The 17,804-nt window shown below is 32.7% G+C and carries 16 protein-coding genes; 4 read left to right on the forward strand and 12 right to left on the reverse strand.

Translation table 11 applies throughout. The features are described 5' to 3' along the window. Positions 1-30 precede the first annotated feature (30 nt). The 6 genes from GQR98_RS01145 to rsgA form a co-directional block, all read right to left on the reverse strand. Positions 31-357 carry a nucleotide pyrophosphohydrolase gene (locus tag GQR98_RS01145; protein WP_042503119.1) on the reverse strand — a complete coding sequence of 109 codons (327 nt, stop codon included), beginning with the start codon at positions 355-357 and terminating at the stop codon, positions 31-33. Next, positions 357-2,342, reverse strand: a complete 1,986-nt coding sequence (locus GQR98_RS01150) for a DUF3857 domain-containing protein (protein WP_159017899.1) — start codon at positions 2,340-2,342, stop codon at positions 357-359. The genes GQR98_RS01145 and GQR98_RS01150 overlap by 1 nt, the downstream gene beginning before the upstream one ends. A gap of 9 nt (positions 2,343-2,351) precedes the next feature. Then, positions 2,352-4,259, reverse strand: coding sequence for a DUF3857 domain-containing transglutaminase family protein (locus GQR98_RS01155; RefSeq protein ID WP_159017900.1), 1,908 nt, complete (start codon positions 4,257-4,259; stop codon positions 2,352-2,354). 58 nt (positions 4,260-4,317) lie between these two features. Further along, positions 4,318-4,845: a metal-dependent hydrolase gene (locus GQR98_RS01160; RefSeq protein ID WP_159017901.1), complete on the reverse strand. Its 528-nt coding sequence runs from the start codon at positions 4,843-4,845 to the stop codon at positions 4,318-4,320. Then, positions 4,845-5,297 (reverse strand): D-aminoacyl-tRNA deacylase, encoded by a 453-nt coding sequence (dtd, locus tag GQR98_RS01165; protein WP_159017902.1) that lies wholly within the window; start codon positions 5,295-5,297, stop codon positions 4,845-4,847. The genes GQR98_RS01160 and dtd overlap by 1 nt, the downstream gene beginning before the upstream one ends. Positions 5,298-5,394: 97 nt before the next feature. Further along, on the reverse strand, positions 5,395-6,339 hold the full coding sequence (gene rsgA / locus GQR98_RS01170) for a ribosome small subunit-dependent GTPase A (protein WP_159017903.1): 945 nt from the start codon (positions 6,337-6,339) through the stop codon (positions 5,395-5,397). An 85-nt stretch (positions 6,340-6,424) separates the two neighbouring features. Between rsgA and GQR98_RS01175 the strand changes: the two genes are divergently transcribed. Continuing rightward, positions 6,425-7,075 (forward strand): hypothetical protein, encoded by a 651-nt coding sequence (locus GQR98_RS01175; RefSeq protein WP_159017904.1) that lies wholly within the window; start codon positions 6,425-6,427, stop codon positions 7,073-7,075. 93 nt (positions 7,076-7,168) lie between these two features. Here the strand turns inward: GQR98_RS01175 and GQR98_RS01180 are convergent, their stop codons facing one another. The 4 genes from GQR98_RS01180 to GQR98_RS01195 form a co-directional block, all read right to left on the reverse strand. Next, positions 7,169-8,251: a bifunctional 3-deoxy-7-phosphoheptulonate synthase/chorismate mutase type II gene (locus tag GQR98_RS01180; protein ID WP_159017905.1), complete on the reverse strand. Its 1,083-nt coding sequence runs from the start codon at positions 8,249-8,251 to the stop codon at positions 7,169-7,171. Between the two features lie 93 nt (positions 8,252-8,344). Beyond that, on the reverse strand, positions 8,345-9,196 hold the full coding sequence (locus tag GQR98_RS01185; protein ID WP_159017906.1) for a prephenate dehydrogenase: 852 nt from the start codon (positions 9,194-9,196) through the stop codon (positions 8,345-8,347). Between the two features lie 104 nt (positions 9,197-9,300). After that, positions 9,301-10,446 (reverse strand): pyridoxal phosphate-dependent aminotransferase, encoded by a 1,146-nt coding sequence (locus tag GQR98_RS01190; protein WP_199270254.1) that lies wholly within the window; start codon positions 10,444-10,446, stop codon positions 9,301-9,303. Further along, positions 10,443-11,270, reverse strand: a complete 828-nt coding sequence (locus tag GQR98_RS01195; RefSeq protein WP_159017907.1) for a prephenate dehydratase — start codon at positions 11,268-11,270, stop codon at positions 10,443-10,445. Before GQR98_RS01195 ends, GQR98_RS01190 begins: the two co-directional genes overlap by 4 nt. A 389-nt stretch (positions 11,271-11,659) precedes the next feature. Here GQR98_RS01195 and gldA point away from each other — a divergent pair, with 389 nt between their 5' ends. From gldA to GQR98_RS01210, 3 genes are all read left to right on the forward strand, one after another. Beyond that, positions 11,660-12,553: a gliding motility-associated ABC transporter ATP-binding subunit GldA gene (gldA, locus tag GQR98_RS01200; protein WP_159017908.1), complete on the forward strand. Its 894-nt coding sequence runs from the start codon at positions 11,660-11,662 to the stop codon at positions 12,551-12,553. A gap of 129 nt (positions 12,554-12,682) precedes the next feature. After that, a complete protein-coding gene (gene pta, locus GQR98_RS01205; RefSeq protein ID WP_159017909.1) occupies positions 12,683-14,779 on the forward strand; it encodes a phosphate acetyltransferase in 2,097 nt (698 codons plus the stop codon). Between the two features lie 3 nt (positions 14,780-14,782). Next, positions 14,783-15,970 (forward strand): acetate/propionate family kinase, encoded by a 1,188-nt coding sequence (locus GQR98_RS01210; protein WP_159017910.1) that lies wholly within the window; start codon positions 14,783-14,785, stop codon positions 15,968-15,970. Here GQR98_RS01210 and GQR98_RS01215 read toward each other — a convergent pair. Continuing rightward, the gene (locus GQR98_RS01215) at positions 15,956-16,702 is read right to left on the reverse strand and encodes a head GIN domain-containing protein (protein ID WP_159017911.1); all 747 of its coding nucleotides are present in this window, start codon (positions 16,700-16,702) and stop codon (positions 15,956-15,958) included. The two genes, GQR98_RS01210 and GQR98_RS01215, sit on opposite strands and share 15 nt — an antisense overlap. Further along, complete coding sequence (locus GQR98_RS01220) at positions 16,699-17,802, reverse strand: acyloxyacyl hydrolase (RefSeq protein ID WP_159017912.1); 1,104 nt, start codon at positions 17,800-17,802, stop codon at positions 16,699-16,701. Before GQR98_RS01220 ends, GQR98_RS01215 begins: the two co-directional genes overlap by 4 nt. Between the last annotated feature and the right edge of the window lie 2 nt (positions 17,803-17,804).

Genomic DNA, 17,804 nt, shown 5'->3' on the forward strand with positions numbered 1-17,804 from the left:
AAAATTCTATACGTTTTAAAGCCTGCTAATTTACTTTAATTTTTCGTTATTATGGTGTCTATCGTGGTCGCGTTTTCCTTTCTTATACATTCTTTCATCAAAAGCTTTTTGTAAATCGACTCCGGTTTGATTAGCTAAACAAAGTACAACGAATAAAACATCGGCTAATTCTTCACCCAAATCTTTGTTTTTATCACTTTCTTTTTCGCTTTGCTCTCCGTATCTGCGGGCAATTATTCTAGCGACCTCCCCTACTTCTTCGGTAAGTTGAGCCATATTGGTAAGCTCGTTAAAATAACGAACACCATGCTCTTTTATCCAATTATCTACTTCTTGTTGTGCGTTTTCTATATTCATTATATTCTACTTAAAACTATTTGTTCGTTTTCTTTCTCTATCATTTGTGCAAAATAAGCTTTTAAAGACTCATAATACTCTGGAGTAATAATGGCATCATTAATCTCATACAACACAGATAATTGTATTGTATTTCCTGCCCCATTAATTTGATAAACAAATTTACCTAAATGATCAGGTAATTCTAAAGCTCCAGATTCTGGTAGGCTTTCTATTTTATACCCTTCAGGGATTTTTACTACTATTTTACTATCTGTTTTAGATGGATATCCAAAATCAACAGGAAACTCTCTTTCGCTTAACTTAAAAGGATTATCTGTTGTTTTAAAAAAAAACATTGGAGAAAAGTACATTTTATCACCAATAACATCAACTTGACTTTCTTTTACAAATTTATAAGATTCCACAACAGGCTTACCTAAATCTAATTCATTTTTGACATCGTAATCCGAAATTTCAAGTCCGTCATACTTGTTTTCTAATCGCTCAATAAAATCATCACGATCAACATCTACAAAACGCTCTCTAAACGACAATGCTTTATGGCTTTTTCTTATACTCCTGTATCCACCAGATAAATCTCCATTTTCCGATAAACTAGCCATAAAAAAAACGGTGTTTTCTGAGATTTCTTCAGGGTATAAATCTATTAAAGTAGAACCACCAGCTTCTGCTATAACACGTCCTTGCCAATTTAGTGTTCTAAAAGGTAAAACATTAGGAATACTAAACTTACTTGTAGCATCCAAGAGCATATTACCCTCTATAAATTTCACATAACTCACTACATAATTATAGCCTTCTAATGTTGGAAATAATGGAACACCATGTTCCCTAGTGCTTACTAAAACGGGGTAAGCTCTAAGCCCGGCATATTGCAACATAGCGGTAAGCATTAAATTAATTTCGGCAACATTACCCACATGCTCTTTATATGCTTTCCTAACACCATCATCCGTCCCATAACCATAATAACCATTCCATTTCACTTTGTTTTTTACAAAATTAAATATTAACGCCGCACGTTGTAATGGATCGGAAACTGTTGCTATTAGTGCATCAATATCATCTTCAAAATAACCATTTTTATTTAATTCGGGGCCAAAGTTTGAGTTGTCGTAAATAGTTTTTACTACATCGGACCAGGATGTGGTGTATGACTTTATAGGCGCATCTGGATACTTAGTGTAAGATAGCTCGTATTTTACTGAAGACCTATAATTATCAATGTTATTAACATAAGGTTCATCCTTTAGAGCCGGTACATTCTCTATATCGTATTCTGTAATATGCTTCGTAAAGTTTAAATTTTCTGAATAAAACGATCTATCTTCTGTTCTTCCCGTAAATGTTATTTTATCTGACTGAGCAGTTTTTTTAGGCACAATCCCCAAATACCCTCTTACGTTCACTTTGAAGCTAAAGTATTCTGGAGCCTCAAATCTAGCTTCTATCTTTTTAATAGGAATATCATGTTGAAATACAAATTCGTCTACATTATATATAAATGGTGAATTAATTCTGTATTTATACTCTACAATACTTCCTGCCTTGATATTAGGCATCGTAAACTTATACTCATTGCTGTATTTCGATAATTCCGTTTTAAAAATACCCTCTTTAGATAATTTAGTATCAACAATTTTACCATTTACTAAACTATATGTATAGGCTTTTAAGTTTCGAATTTCCTCATCGCTACCTCCACTTACACTCAATCTATTTGATTTAGTTGCGTAATCAAATCCCTCTTGATTGTAAATCTTAATACGCTCATGCACTTCGGTTATCAATGTAAACCCATTTTGCTCATCATACTCATAAAAAGATTTTCTATATTTATACAAATACGTTGCACTTGCAGAAGAGTCTAAAGGATTAAATTTTTCTTGTAGTTCTTCTTTAGATACTTTGCCAAAATGGTAATCTTGAGCAAATGCAGTTAATGAGAAACAAAGAGTTACTAATAGTGAGGTTAGTTTCATGCTATAATTTTACTTTTTAATTAATGCGACTTTAACGTTATCGAGTTTTGAGACTTCTTTATAAAAGGTTCTAAACGCAGCATAATCTTCTTTAGGGAATTCACCATCGTTTATAATAAAAGTTCTTTTATATTTTATTTTAGAATTATCTATAGCAGAAATTTCTGTGGTATAGCTACCAAAATTAGTTTCTAGCGACTGCCCTTTTGGTAATGATTCTATATTGTAATCTGGTGGTAAATTAATTTCTACCTCATCAACATCTTTAAACCCTCTGTTTATTTTTAACGGAAGTTTTCTACTTCTATACCTGTCCGGAATATGTGTGTTTCTATTTAAAACATTTAAATTAACCAGCATACGTTCACCTACTTTTTTGGTGTAATTAATAGCTTGAAAATTTATGCTTTCAATTAATTCTATGGTGTTTTTATCATTTTCAATACTCATGCTATTTATAGACATATTGTTTATGTATTTCCAACGCTTTTTGTAATACACATCTAAATCACGTTCTGGCTCAGTGTCTAACCAATATTTATTATCATATTGAATACCTTTTGAATTTACATCTACCACAGCCTTAATCGAACCATCGTTTGAAATATCACAAACTCCCTTTATGGTTTGTAAACTTTCCTCTGGAATATATTTTTTGGTATGTTGTATTTTTCCGCCTTCTGGAGTAATCACTAAAACATCTCTATCGTCTGTAAAATCACCAATAAAACCGAAAGGCAATTTCTGACTTGTACACTCTAACCAAATATTCTCATCGTTATTCGGGATATTCAGAATAACATGATTGCCCTGCATAGCTGCAAAATCTTTTTCTAAACTGCGTTGAGAATCTCCTGCAAAAACCACAGAATAATTAGATTCTATACCAACAGCATTAAGCAAAGCCATAGTGTAATTTGTTAAACCTTTACAATCTCCATACCCCAACCGATCTACTTCCGAAGCATTAAAAGGTTTCCAACCACCAATACCAACTTGCACGCTTATGTAACGCACTTTATCTTGAACGTATTGATATATTTTTTTCGCCTTTGCTATATTATCAGGTTCGTTTTTAACCAATTCCTGAATTTTAATTATAGTCCCTTCCGATAAATCATGAGTGTTTTTTATTAAATCATGATACATCCAAGTTCCAAATTCGTCCCAATTTTCTACTTCAGAATTAACACCTTCTAAAGAAAACTGCTTTGATGCAAACATCACTTTCGGAACAATATCAGAAAAATAAGGACTATAGTCTTCTGGCTTAATTCCTGAAACATTTTTTATACTGTAATGTATTTTCGTTGAAGTAACAGCTTTATTCACCTTATAGCTCTCTATGTTTTTCTCCTTTTTTCTAATAGTAAGTTCTTCAGGGAAACTTAAGGTATAACTGCTATTTTCAACACTTAAAAAGTATTCGGTTACTGGAAAAAACGAATTAATAAACGCGGTATTATTAGTTTCGTATTCCGAATTAAACTCAATAGTATAAGGATATTTTATAGGAGTATATTCTAGATATTTTACTCGAGAATCGGAGTATAAGGTACCGCCATCCACAGCACTTACATCTCTAAAATCTTTCTCTTTTATTTTCTTAATAACCTTACCGAAGTTATCGTAAACCAAAACTTCTAATGTTTTAATATTTACGTTTTTATCATAATGCAAATATGCATTAACAGCATCGTTACCTTCTTTATTTAATACAGTTACAATTCGTTTTTCGGTAACCAACATGCTTTGCGAAGACTCCAAAATAATAGTGGTAGCATCATCTCTAACAACAGCATTAGCATTTTGTTTTAAATTATCGGGAATACTAAAACTAGTGTATAAATTTTGTTGAGAAAAACTAAAAAGTGTTACGAGTAAAAACAGTGTATTGAGAATACGCTTTATAATCATGAAAAAGGGGTTATGTTTATTTTACAGCGCCTAGTTATTTAAACTATAGTAAAACGAACTAATTTGTTCCCTTTTTAAATTTTACAACTAAAAACCTGACAGCTAATATAATAAAACACGGTAAAAATATGTATTTAAATTCGCTTAAAATCACCTGAATTCCACGTTGGGAAATAAAATTTCCAATACCGATAGGTGAAACCCGTATATCTTGAAAAGGAAAGAAAAATCGATCGTTATTGAAAGGAATAAAAAAGCCCACACCTTTTCCTCCGGAAGTCATAGCATCTAAAATACCATGAGACATTGTTGAAATAAAAATGACTAAAAACCAAATTGCTTTATTATTTCGACCTAAAGTAAACATTAAAATCAGTGCCCAAATTAAAGCAAACACAATAGAATGCGTAAAACCTCTATGCCCTAACGGGTCGCCATAAGCAATACCTAAATTAAAGCCAATAACATCAAAATCGGGTAAAATTGTAGAAAACACCGCAGCCCATAGCAACCACTTTAAATTTTGTTTATTGGTTACTTTCACCAAAGTATATCCAACTATGCCATGTCCAAAAATGGATGCCATTACTCTTTATTTTTTGTATCTATAATTATTGTAACTGGGCCATCGTTTAGCAACTCTACCTTCATGTCGGCTCCAAATTGTCCGGTTTGCACTGTTTTTCCTAAATCTTTTTCTATTTGTTTGACAAACGCTTCATACAATGGTATAGCAACATCAGGCCGCGCTGCTTTTATATAGCTCGGGCGATTACCTTTTTTAGTAGAAGCTTGAAGTGTAAATTGACTTACCACAATAACATCGCCATGGGTATCTTTTAAAGAATGATTCATCACATCATTATCATCAGAAAAAATTCGAAGATTCACAATTTTATTCGAAAGCCAAACAATATCATCTTCTGCATCCTCATTTACAATTCCTAAAAGAATTAAAAGTCCGTTTTCTATATTGGCTACTTCTTCTCCTCCAATAGTTACGCTAGCTTTTGTAACGCGTTGTATAACTGCTTTCATCTATTTAATTGCATTTATTAAAAACCTAACAAATGTATTTTTTGAGGTTTAAGTAAATTACCCTTACGGGGAAATGTCTCTCGGATGGCCAATTGGATTAGTCCCAAATATCGGTTCTGTAATGCTCATCTTCACCCTCAACAAGTTGAATATAACTTCGGTAACGAGAATACTCAATATCACCTTCATCTAACGCATCTTTAACGGCACACTTTGGTTCTTTAATATGTAAACAATTATTAAATTTACAATCTTGCTTTAAAGCGAAAAACTCAGGAAAATAATCACCAATTTCTTCCTTTTCCATATCCACAACACCAAAACCTTTAATCCCTGGTGTGTCTATAATTTGAGCTCCAAAACTTAAATCGAACATCTCAGCAAAAGTTGTAGTATGTTGCCCTTGCATATGTTGCGTAGAAATTGCCTTGGTTTTTATATTTAAATCTGGTTCAATAGCATTTACAAGTGTAGATTTCCCAACTCCAGAGTGCCCAGAAAATAAACTTACTTTGCCATGCATTAAAGCCTTTACTTTGTCTACATTTTTACCTGTAACGGCAGATACCCCAATACACTCGTAACCTATTTTTCTATAAATATGTGCCAGGTATTTTACTTCGTCTAGTGTTTCTTGATCGTAAGTATCTATTTTATTAAAAAGCAAAACCGTTTTAATTGAATAAGCATTTGCCGTTACCAAAAACCTGTCAATAAAACTGGTTAATGTTGGCGGATTATTAATGGTAATCATTAAAAAAACCTGATCTATATTGGCCGAAATGATGTGTGTTTGCTTAGATAGGTTTACAGATTTACGTACAATGTAATTAAACCTATCGTGTATATTATGTATAATTCCCGATTCTTGATTATTATCGGTTTCTATTTCAAAATCTACTATATCGCCAACAGCAATTGGGTTGGTGCTTTTAATACCTTTAATTCTAAACTTCCCCTTTATTCGGCACTCGTAAGTTTCACCCAAATCGGTTTTCACGGTGTACCAGCTTCCTGTAGATTTATAAACGCGTCCTGTCATATTCTCCAAAAATAATCTAAAAAAATTATTTATTGATTAAGACTAAACATATATTAGTAACATAATTTAAAACAACCCAAAAAACATGAAAAAACTATTATTTTCAATTTTATTTTTAACCATTACTGTTGGTGCAAACGCTCAAACAAACCTTTATGAAAACCCTGATTTTGATGAAATTGCCAAATCTCATAAAAAAATTGCTGTTGTACCTTTTAAAACACAAGTAAAACTAAGGCCTAAACAAATGAAAGACATGAGCAACGAGCAGTTGCACAAACTTGAAAAAGCCGAAGGCGAAGGCATACAAACAGCTATGTATTCTTGGTTTTTAAAAAGAAAGAAAAGAGGTAAATTACTTTCTTTAGAAGTTCAAGATCCTAAAGTAACGACCGCTTTATTAAAAAGAAAAGAAATAGATTACGATAATATTACAGATTACACTCCTAAAGAATTAGCAGATTTATTGGAAGTCGATGCAGTAATATCTGGAGATTTTGAAACCAATAAACCAATGTCTGAAGGCGCAAGTGTAGCTTTAGGAGTGCTTTTTGGTGCTTGGGGAAGTACAAATAATGCGGTAATAAACATGACTGTTCATAACGCACTAGATGGTATTTTACTATGGAATTACAACAAAAAAGTAAGAGGAAGCATAGGTAGCTCTCCAGAAGATTTAATTAACATTTTAATGAGAAAAGCGTCTAGACGTTTAGCTTATACTAAAAACGATTAATCTTTTTATAGTCCTACTATATATTAGATATTTGAATCCATAAAAAAAGCCTCGCTGTGCGAGGCTTTTTTATATATCTAAAATTGACAGTTATTATCCGTTAATCACTTTTTCTTGGTGATTAATAGATTCTTGGTGTACTGCTTTAAACATTTTTAAGATAAATTCCTCACTTAAACCATGTTGCTCACCTTCTAAAACCATTTTACCTAAAATTTCGTTCCAACGTTTAGATTGTAAAACTGCAACGTTTTTTTGTTTTTTAAGCGCTCCAATACTATCAGAAGTTTTCATTCTTTTTCCTAATAAATCAAGAATTTGATTATCAACAACATCAATTTGCGCTCTTAAATTATCTAAAGAACTATTGTATTCTGCTTCAGCATTAGATTCTTTTCTAATTTTTAAGTCTCTCATGATCTGCACTAAAGTAGATGGTGTTACCTGCTGTGCAGCATCACTCCATGCATTTTCAGGATCGTAATGAGTTTCAATCATTAATCCATCAAAGTTTAAATCTAAAGCGGTTTGAGATACGTCAAAAATCATATCTCTTTTTCCTGTAATATGCGATGGATCGTTAATTAATGGAATATCTGGATATTTGTTTTGAAATTCAATAGCTAATTGCCATTCTGGAGTATTTCTATATTTTGTTTTTTCGTAAGTAGAAAAACCTCTATGGATTGCTCCAATATTTTTAACACCGGCTTTGTAAATTCTTTCAATTCCACCTAACCATAAGGCTAAATCTGGATTTACTGGGTTTTTAATTAATACAGGCTTATCTGTACCTTGTAAAGCATCTGCAATTTCTTGCATGATAAAAGGACTTACTGTAGAACGTGCACCAATCCATAATAAATCGATATCATGCTCTAAAGCTAATTTTACGTGAGCAGCATTTGCTACTTCTGTACAGACTTTCATGCCTGTTTCAGCTTTTACTTTTTGTAACCATTTTAAACCTAAAGCACCAACACCTTCAAACATTCCTGGGCGTGTTCTTGGTTTCCAAATACCAGCTCTAAAATAGCTTACATCGGTATCTTTTAGCTCATGAGCTATTTTTAATACTTGTTCTTCTGTTTCAGCACTGCAAGGTCCAGCAATTACTAATGGATGATCTAATTTTAAATCATCTAACCAGGTTCTCATTTCTTTTGTGTTTTCCATAATCTTAATCAAATTTCAAAATGAAATTCCAATTTCCGTGCATTTTATTGTTTAGTGTAGTGTCGAAATTGGATATTCAATTTTTTTTCAGGTTTAATGTATTCCGTTTAATATATCTTTTATATAATTTGTGCTTTCCATCTCTTTATAAATAGCTTCGAAATCATCTTGTTTCATAAGCTCTTTAAAGTGAGACAGGTTGTTAATATACTCTTCTAATGTTTCAATAACATTGGCTTTATTCTGTTTAAAAATAGGTGTCCACATGGCTGGCGAACTTTTTGCTAAACGCACTGTTGATGCAAATCCACTGCCTGCCATATCAAAAATATCGCGTTCGTTTCTTTCTTTATCAATAACCGTTTTACCTAACATAAAAGAACTAATGTGCGACAGGTGCGATACATAAGCAATATGCTTATCATGTGCTTCCGGATTCATATATCGAATTCTCATACCAATATCACTAAACAATTTCAAAGCCTTTTCTTGTAGCTTAAACGTTGTTTTTTCAACCTCACAAACAATATTTGTTTTCCCTTGAAACAAACCACTAATAGCTGCTGCTGGTCCCGAATGCTCTGTTCCTGCAATAGGGTGCATTGCTAAAAAATTACGGCGTTTAGGGTGGTTTTCTACCACTTTACAAATATCAACTTTTGTTGATCCCGCATCGACTACTAAGCCTGTTTCTGGAATTAAATCTAAAATAGTGGGCAACAATTTTACAGTTGCATCTACGGGTATAGAAATAATAACTAAATCGGCATTTTTTAAATCGTCTAGCGTTGCTTTTTTATCAATTAAATTTAAAGCCAAAGCTTCTTCAAGCGTACTGTCTTTACGGCTAATACCATGGATAATAACCTCTGGCCTAAGGGCTTTTATATCCTTAGCTAAACTACCACCTATTAACCCTATGCCTATTGAATATATATTTTTCATTTTGCTCCCTAACCTTCTCCTCTTGGAGAACGAACTGTTACGGGTTTTACTTTATTACTATTTACTTTTTTATAATGTCCTAAATTCTAAATGGCAATTAACTATTAACTTACACGCGCTATGGCTTCTTGTAAATCTTCGGTTTGTGCACATAAAGAAAACCTAATATAACCTTCACCTTGAGAACCAAAAATAGTTCCTGGAGTTAAGAATATACTTTTCTCTTTCAATATTAAATCGATATACGCTTCTGCTTTTACATCTGTAGGCAGTTTTGCCCAAACAAAAAGTCCTGTTGCATTTTCATCGTACGTGCAATTTAATGCTTTGGCTAATTTCCAAACTAAATCACGACGTTCTTTATAAACGTTATTTAAGGTTGAAAACCATTCGCTAGAACATTTTAAAGCTTCTATAGCACCTTTTTGAATACCGTAAAACATTCCGGAATCCATATTGCTTTTCACTTTTAAAATATCGTTTATATACTTATTATCACCAACAACCATCCCAACGCGCCATCCGGCCATATTGAAGGTTTTACTTAATGAGTTAAGTTCTAAACAAACATCTTTAGCGCCTTCTACATTTAAAATACTCGTAGGATTTTCATTTAAAATGAAACTATACGGATTATCATTTACTATTAAAATATTATGCTTTTTAGCAAAAGTCACTAAATCTTCAAACAACGTTTCAGATGGTTGAGTTCCTGTTGGCATATGCGGATAATTTACCCACATTAGTTTTACTTTACTTAAATCCTGTTGCTCTAAAGCTTCTAAATCTGGTTGCCAATTATTAGTAGCATCCAACTCATAAAAAATAGGTTCTGCTTCTAATAATTTAGTTACCGATTGATAAGTTGGATAACCTGGATTTGGTATTAAAACAGCATCGCCTTTATTTAAATATGCCATTGAAATATGCATAATACCTTCTTTACTTCCCATTAATGGAAGCACTTCGGCGTTTGGATTTAAATCAACATTGTAATGCGTTTTGTAAAATCCTGAAATAGCTTGGCGCAACTCTGGCAAGCCCTGATAACTTTGATATTTATGTGCATTCGGACTTAACAATCCTTCGGTTAAAGCATCTACTACTTTTTGCGATGGTTGTAAATCTGGACTACCAATACCTAAATTTATTACAGGTTTCCCACTTGCTATTAGTGCATTTACTTCTTTCAATTTTCTTGAGAAGTAGTATTCTTCAACACTATGCAATCTATCGGCTACTTCAATCATAATTTTGCATTTTTATATTCACCTAAAACTTTAAAATCGTCTCCCATTATTTCTATTAATGATTTTGCTTTCTGAAAACTAGCATAATCATCGAAGGTTACATCAACAAAAAAGGCGTACTTCCAAGGTGTTTCAATAATTGGAAGGCTCTGTATTTTTGTTAAATTCAACTTGCAATCGCTCATTACATTTAAAATAGTCGCTAAACTGCCTCGTTTGTGGTTCGCTTCAAACTTTATAGATGCCTTACTAATTTCCGACTCTAAAAGATCTGTTTTTGTACGTTGTACAATAGCAAAACGAGTTTCGTTGTTTTTAATGGTTTGTATACTTTTTGCTAAAACATTGAGCTCGAAAATTTCGGCTGCAAATTCACTAGCAATGGCTGCAACACCTTTTAATTTTTTATTCTGAATACGCTCTGCCACTTCGGCCGTATCTTTATCTTCAATTAATTTAATATGCGGATAATCTCTAAAAAACTCTTTACATTGTAATAGCGCCATAGGATGTGAATACACCTCTTCAATATCCAAAATACTCTGGTTTGGCAATGCCATTAAACTATGCTGAATGTCTAAATAATGCTCTCCAACAACATGAAGATTATACTTATCGATTAATGCATAATTAGGAATAATAGAACCCGCAATCGAATTTTCGAGTGCCATAATTCCTGCATCACATTCTTTTGTAATTAACGAATCTACTACCCTATCGAATGATAAACAATCGATAGTAGCCACAGCAGTTTCAAAAAATTGTTTTGACACAATATGATGATATGATCCTTTTATACCTTGTATAGCTACTGTTTTTATCAATTTTATTGTTTTTTATTAATGTTCAATAGATTGTTAAACAAAAAAAAGTCTCGATTTTCATCGAGACTCATATTAAATTTATAGTTTTAAATTATACATACAACGCCTCGTTCTTTTCGCTAAAAAAGAAATAAAACCAGTTGTTAAAATATGTAAAATATACTGTCATAGTGATAATTGAGTGGCTAAAGTAATTATTTTATTAAGAAATCAAAATACAATAAAACTTTTTTTTACATTTTATTCAAAAAAATAAAGATTCCACATAAAACCTACCATTATTATGCACAATTTTAAATTATATACGGAATACACTAAAACATCTTAAAAAAGGGAATCGTCAAGATTTTTACATTCAGAATCATTATTTTTGAACAAACAATTAATTTATGTCGATAGAAGTTACAGGAATATCAAAGCTTTACGGAAATCAGAAGGCTTTAAACAACATTTCGTTTACCGTAAAAAAACCTGAAATTGTTGGATTTCTGGGTCCTAATGGTGCAGGAAAATCGACTATGATGAAAATTTTAACCACATTTATTCAACCTTCCGAAGGTGCAGCCAAAGTAAATGGGCATGATATAGATGAAGAGAAACAACAGGTCCAAAAAAGCGTAGGGTATTTGCCAGAGCACAACCCGCTGTATCTAGATATGTTTGTAAAAGAGTATTTAAAATTTAACGCCGATATATATAAGGTTGATAAAAAACGTATTAGCGAAGTTATAGCGCTTACGGGTTTAATTCCCGAAATGCATAAAAAAATAGGGCAACTATCTAAAGGGTATCGCCAACGCGTTGGGTTAGCCAATGCCCTACTCCACGATCCTGAAGTTTTAATTTTAGACGAACCTACAACCGGATTAGACCCAAACCAATTGGTAGAAATAAGAAATTTAATTAAACATATAGGCGAAACAAAAACCGTTTTTCTTTCAACACACATTATGCAAGAGGTAGAAGCCATGTGCGACCGCGTTATTATAATTAACAAAGGAGAAATTGTAGCCGACAAAAAACTTAACGAACTACGAGACGAGAAAGAACAAACTGTAATTGTAGAATTCGATTTTAGAGTTGAAGATGCTTTTCTAATTAGATTACCAAAAGTAAAAAGTGTAAAAAACACCTACGGCTTTGTTTACGAAATTACATTTAAAACTTCCGAAGATATGCGATCTCATGTTTTTGATTTTGCACACGATAACCAATTAAAAATTCTTCAACTTAATCAGAAAAACGCAAGTTTAGAATCTCTTTTTAGAGAATTAACCGCATAAGCCCGTTTTTAAAATAGAAAAGCATGATATAAATCATCTTTAGCCACGCTCAAACCAAATAAATTTGCATTATTACTTAGCTAAAAATAAGTAATATCTCTATATTTATAACGTAACAAATATATTACGATGAGCAAAGGAATTTATGTGGCTACTATAGAGCCCAACAGCGGAAAATCGGTTATTGTGTTAGGCCTAATGCGTATGCTTTTAGGAAAAACAGCAAAGGTTGGTTATTTTAGACCTATTATTGAAGACCTCGATGAAGGTGAAATGGACAACCATATTAACACCGTAGTTTCACATTTTGAAATAGATATTAATTATAAAAACACTTTCGCTTTTACCCGAAACGAAGTCTTAGATTTATACAACCAAGGCAAATCCGGGAAGGTTATTGACGAAATTATAAAGAAATACAAATACTTAGAATCTAGGTTCGATTTTGTTTTAGTTGAAGGTACCGATTTTTCTCATGAAAACTCTAGCCTAGAATTAGACATTAATATCTTAATTTCTAAAAACCTGAGTCTTCCCGTTATTATAGTTTCTCAAGGAGATAAAAAAGATTTAAAATCTATTGTTGATAGCGTACAATTAGCTCACGACACTTTTAAAGGTGAAGTAGATGTGCTTTCTCTTATAACCAATAAAGTAGATGTTGACCAAATTTCTATCTTAAAAGAAAAACTACAAAAACGTATCAATACAGATACAGACACCAATATTACAGTAATTCCGAAAATAAAAAGCTTAGCTAGTCCAACCATTAAAGAAATTGTAAAAAACCTAAATGGTAATGTCCTTTTCGGTAAGGATATGGTTAATAACCAAGCCGAAAACTTTAGTGTTGGTGCCATGCAGTTAAGAAATTACTTAACACACCTAAAAGAAAACGCATTAGTTATTACTCCTGGAGATCGTGCTGATATCATCCTTGGTGCTTTACAAGCTCATATTTCTAAAAACTACCCTAAAATATCAGGGATTATTTTGACAGGAGGTTTAATTCCTGAGGAATCTATTTTAAAATTAATTGAAGGTCTTTCTAGCGTAGTACCTATTATTAGTGTTAAATCTGGCACTTTTTCGGTTACGAATACTATTGGGAAAATAAAATCTAAAATTTATGCCGATAATATTGAAAAGATTGAAATGTCTATCGCAACATTCGAAAAACATGTAGATACCGATAAATTATCTAATGATTTAATCACTTTTCAATCGGATATATTCACACCTCGCATGTTTCAGTATAACTTATTGCAACGTGCACTAAACAATAAAAAACATATTGTTTTACCAGAAGGTGATGATGAACGTGTATTAAGAGCTGCAGCTAGATTAATAGATGCTCAGGTTGTAGAATTAACCTTAATTGGAGATGAAGATTTAATAAAAGAGCGCCTTATCACTTTAGATATTGCCCTAGACACAAACAAAGTAAATATTGTTTCTCCAACAAAATCGCCCTATTTTGATGATTATGTAAACACATTGTACGAACTAAGAAAACATAAAAATGTAAACTTAGAAATGGCTCGAGATATGATTTCTGATGTATCGTATTTTGGAACCATGATGATTTACAAAGGCCATGCAGATGGTATGGTTTCTGGAGCTGTACACACCACGCAACATACCCTTAGACCAGCGCTTCAGTTTATAAAAACGAAACCAGATGTTAACATTGTGTCTTCTGTTTTCTTTATGTGTTTAGAAGATCGTATTTCTGTTTTTGGAGATTGCGCCATCAACCCGAACCCAAATGCAGAACAGTTAGCCGAAATCGCCATTTCATCTGCTGAAACCGCTAAAAACTTTGGAATTGAACCAAAAGTAGCCATGTTATCTTATTCTTCTGGAGCCTCTGGAAAAGGAGCCGATGTAGAAAAAGTGCGTGAAGCTACCGAAATAGTTAAAAAATTAGCGCCAAGTTTAAAAATTGAAGGTCCAATTCAATATGATGCCGCTGTAGACATGCGTATTGGTAAAAGCAAATTACCAGACTCAGAAGTTGCAGGTAGCGCTAGTGTTTTAATCTTCCCTGATTTAAACACAGGTAACAACACTTACAAAGCAGTGCAAAGAGAAACCGGAGCATTAGCCATTGGTCCTGTTCTACAAGGATTAAACAAACCTGTAAACAATTTAAGCCGTGGCTGTACTGCCGACGATATTTACAGTACAGTAATAATTACAGCCATTCAAGCACAAGATTTATAAAATATGCAAGTACTCGTTTTAAACTCTGGAAGTTCATCTCTAAAATTTCAATTATTTTCAATGCCAGCCGAAACTATTTTATGTTCAGGTTTAATTGAACGTATTGGAATGGACGATGCGAAATTTATTTACAAAACTGAAAAAGATACCATTGAGCACGTCACTGCTATTTACAACCATAAACAAGGATTGGAACTACTATCTCATCAACTTTTAGATAGTGAAACTGGCATCATTAAATCGGCTTCAGATATTGATATTGTTGGGCACCGTGTAGTACAAGGCGGTGCTAGATTTAAAGAAACCACCGAAATTAACCAATGGGCAAAAGACAATATAAAAGACCTCTTCAGCTTAGCACCTTTACACAATCCTGCACATTTTGAAGGTATTGAAGTGGCCGAAGCTATTTTCCCTTCAGCTAAGCAAGTCGCGGTTTTCGATACGGCATTCCACCAATCTATACCAGAGCATGCTTATAGATATGCTATACCGAATAATCTTTTAACCGAGCATAAAATTAGAATGTATGGTTTTCATGGTACTAGTCATAAATACGTATCAGAACAAGCTATTCATTATTTAGGTCAAAAAGAATCTAAAATAATTTCAATTCACTTAGGCAATGGTTGCAGTATAACAGCCATTAAAAACGGAAAAGCTGTAGATCACTCTATGGGCTTAACACCTTTAGACGGATTAATTATGGGTACAAGAAGTGGTGATATCGATCCTTCTGTAATTTTTCATTTGGCAAATAAATTAAACTACTCTTTAGATGAAATTAATACCCTTTTACAAAAGAAAAGCGGTATGCTTGGCTTAACAGGTTTTAGCGACTTAAGAGAAATAGAAACTGAAGCCGCCAAAGGCAATAGAGATTGCTTACTGGCTCTACAAATGAACACTTACCGCATTAAAAAATACATTGGTAGTTACGCCGCAGTTTTAAACGGATTGGACGCCATTGTTTTTACCGCAGGCATAGGAGAAAATTCAGAATTAATGCGAAAAATGGTTTGTGAAGATTTAGATTTTCTAGGCATTAATTTAGATACAGAAAAAAACAAAGAAAGATCTAAACTATTAAGAGCCGTAAATACTATTGAATCTAAGGTAAAAATATTAATTATTCCAACCAATGAAGAGTTAGAAATAGCGAAACAATCGGTTCAATTATTCGAGAATTAATCGACCTGTATAAAGTTCTTCCACAGTAATAATATCTGGAGTATTAACCGAAATAACATCTCCGGGTCCAGAAATTTTCCCCGTAAGGGATTGCTGTGGATTTACAACCATATCGTTAGAACTTCTATTTGATACACTAACAAATTGCGCTATTAAATCTCGACCTTCAAAACGAGACGTTCCTGCTGCGAAAGTAATGCGTAAATTTTCAGTTTTACCAGAAACAAAACAATTGGAGAGGTTATTAAAAACAAGAGAAAAACTCGTGTTATCAATTTCTAAATCAAAGTTACCATTAGTAAACGAATCTTCTGCTCCAAAATCCTCTGATAAAATTGACAAACTTGGATAGCTTAAAACACCATTAGAACTAACGGTGTATTGCGTAGAACTTCTAATTTCGGTAATATTAGGCGCTGTTACATAAACTTTAGTAATACCATAATCACGCACATAATTGCAAGTATTATTATCGGTTAATGTCAATTTACCATCGACTACAATAGCTTCAACATCATTCATTAAATTCTCACCAGTTTCAACAGTCACCTTCTGAGTTTCACCATCGGTAATTATTAATTCAATATCCCGATTTACTAATATTTTAGTAAAAACATCAACACTAAATTCTTGCTGTATTATAGCTCCTGTTTTCTGAAAACAATCGCCCGCATTTTCACTATCACAAGCAAAAACAAGGCTAAAAACGAATATATATATTAACTTTTTCATAATCGAACACCAATTCCAAATTCAACAGCTTCCGCTTTAGCTCCGTGAGACTTCAAGGTCATGGCTCCAAACCATTTTCGCTGTTTACCAACGTAACGTTTTAAACCAATTCTTAAATACGTTTGGCCTTCAAAATCGTATGGATAATAGACATAATATCCAAACTGGGTAAGCAATGAGGTTCTATTAATAAACAACTCATGCCCTACAAAAAAACCAACACGCTTATAGTCTTCGTCACCAGATACATCTAACTCTGGAAAAGCAACACTTCGGTAATAAATAAGTTCTTTTAAAAAATTAGAAAAGAAAACATCGGCACCAAATTGCAACGCACTTTTACGGTTAATACGTTTATCGGCATAAGCAGAAAGTACGTAAAACGCATACTGACCACTATCTACAATATCACTTTCGTTTACACCGGATCTAAAAACAAAATTATACTTTATAGGCTGTGTAAATTGTCTGTCATTATCGGCTAAGGTATGTTGATACTCTAACTCTTTTTTATCTAAATTATAGGTTAACCCAACATTAAGCGCTAAAGTATTTGTACTCGCATTAGGTGCTTTAACATTGGCATTAGAATAATGTATTAAAGAAAAACCAGCTATTAAACCAAAGCGATCAAAAATGCGTTCTTTTTTATAGTTAAGCATCACCATGGTGCTACTCATTAATTTAGAACCGTAGGCAATATTTCTATAATTATCAACCTTATCATAAGGCGTTTCAGTATACCCCATACCTTGCCCAATTCTAAATTGCAGATTTCTATTAAAAAAGTAGAAATTAAAATGCGCATAGAGCGATGTTACATTACCCAAAACATCATTTTTCATGTTTTGATAAGCATAAGTAACACCATAATCCGGATAATTAAAACGTTGTTCCCAATCGTTAAAACCGTATGTTTTTTTGTTCCAACTTAAAAGATAACCTTCCGGATGTCCTTTAATTAAATGAAGTATATCATTATTATGAAGCGCAATATTACCCTTAAAATAACTTAAATCGAGGTAAGATGTATGTGTTTTATCTTGTGAAAATCCATTAAAAAATAGGACACAAAATATGCAGGTATAAAGTAATTTCATTA

Source organism: Algibacter sp. L3A6 (assembly GCF_009796825.1).
In the GTDB taxonomy this organism is placed as follows: domain Bacteria; phylum Bacteroidota; class Bacteroidia; order Flavobacteriales; family Flavobacteriaceae; genus Algibacter.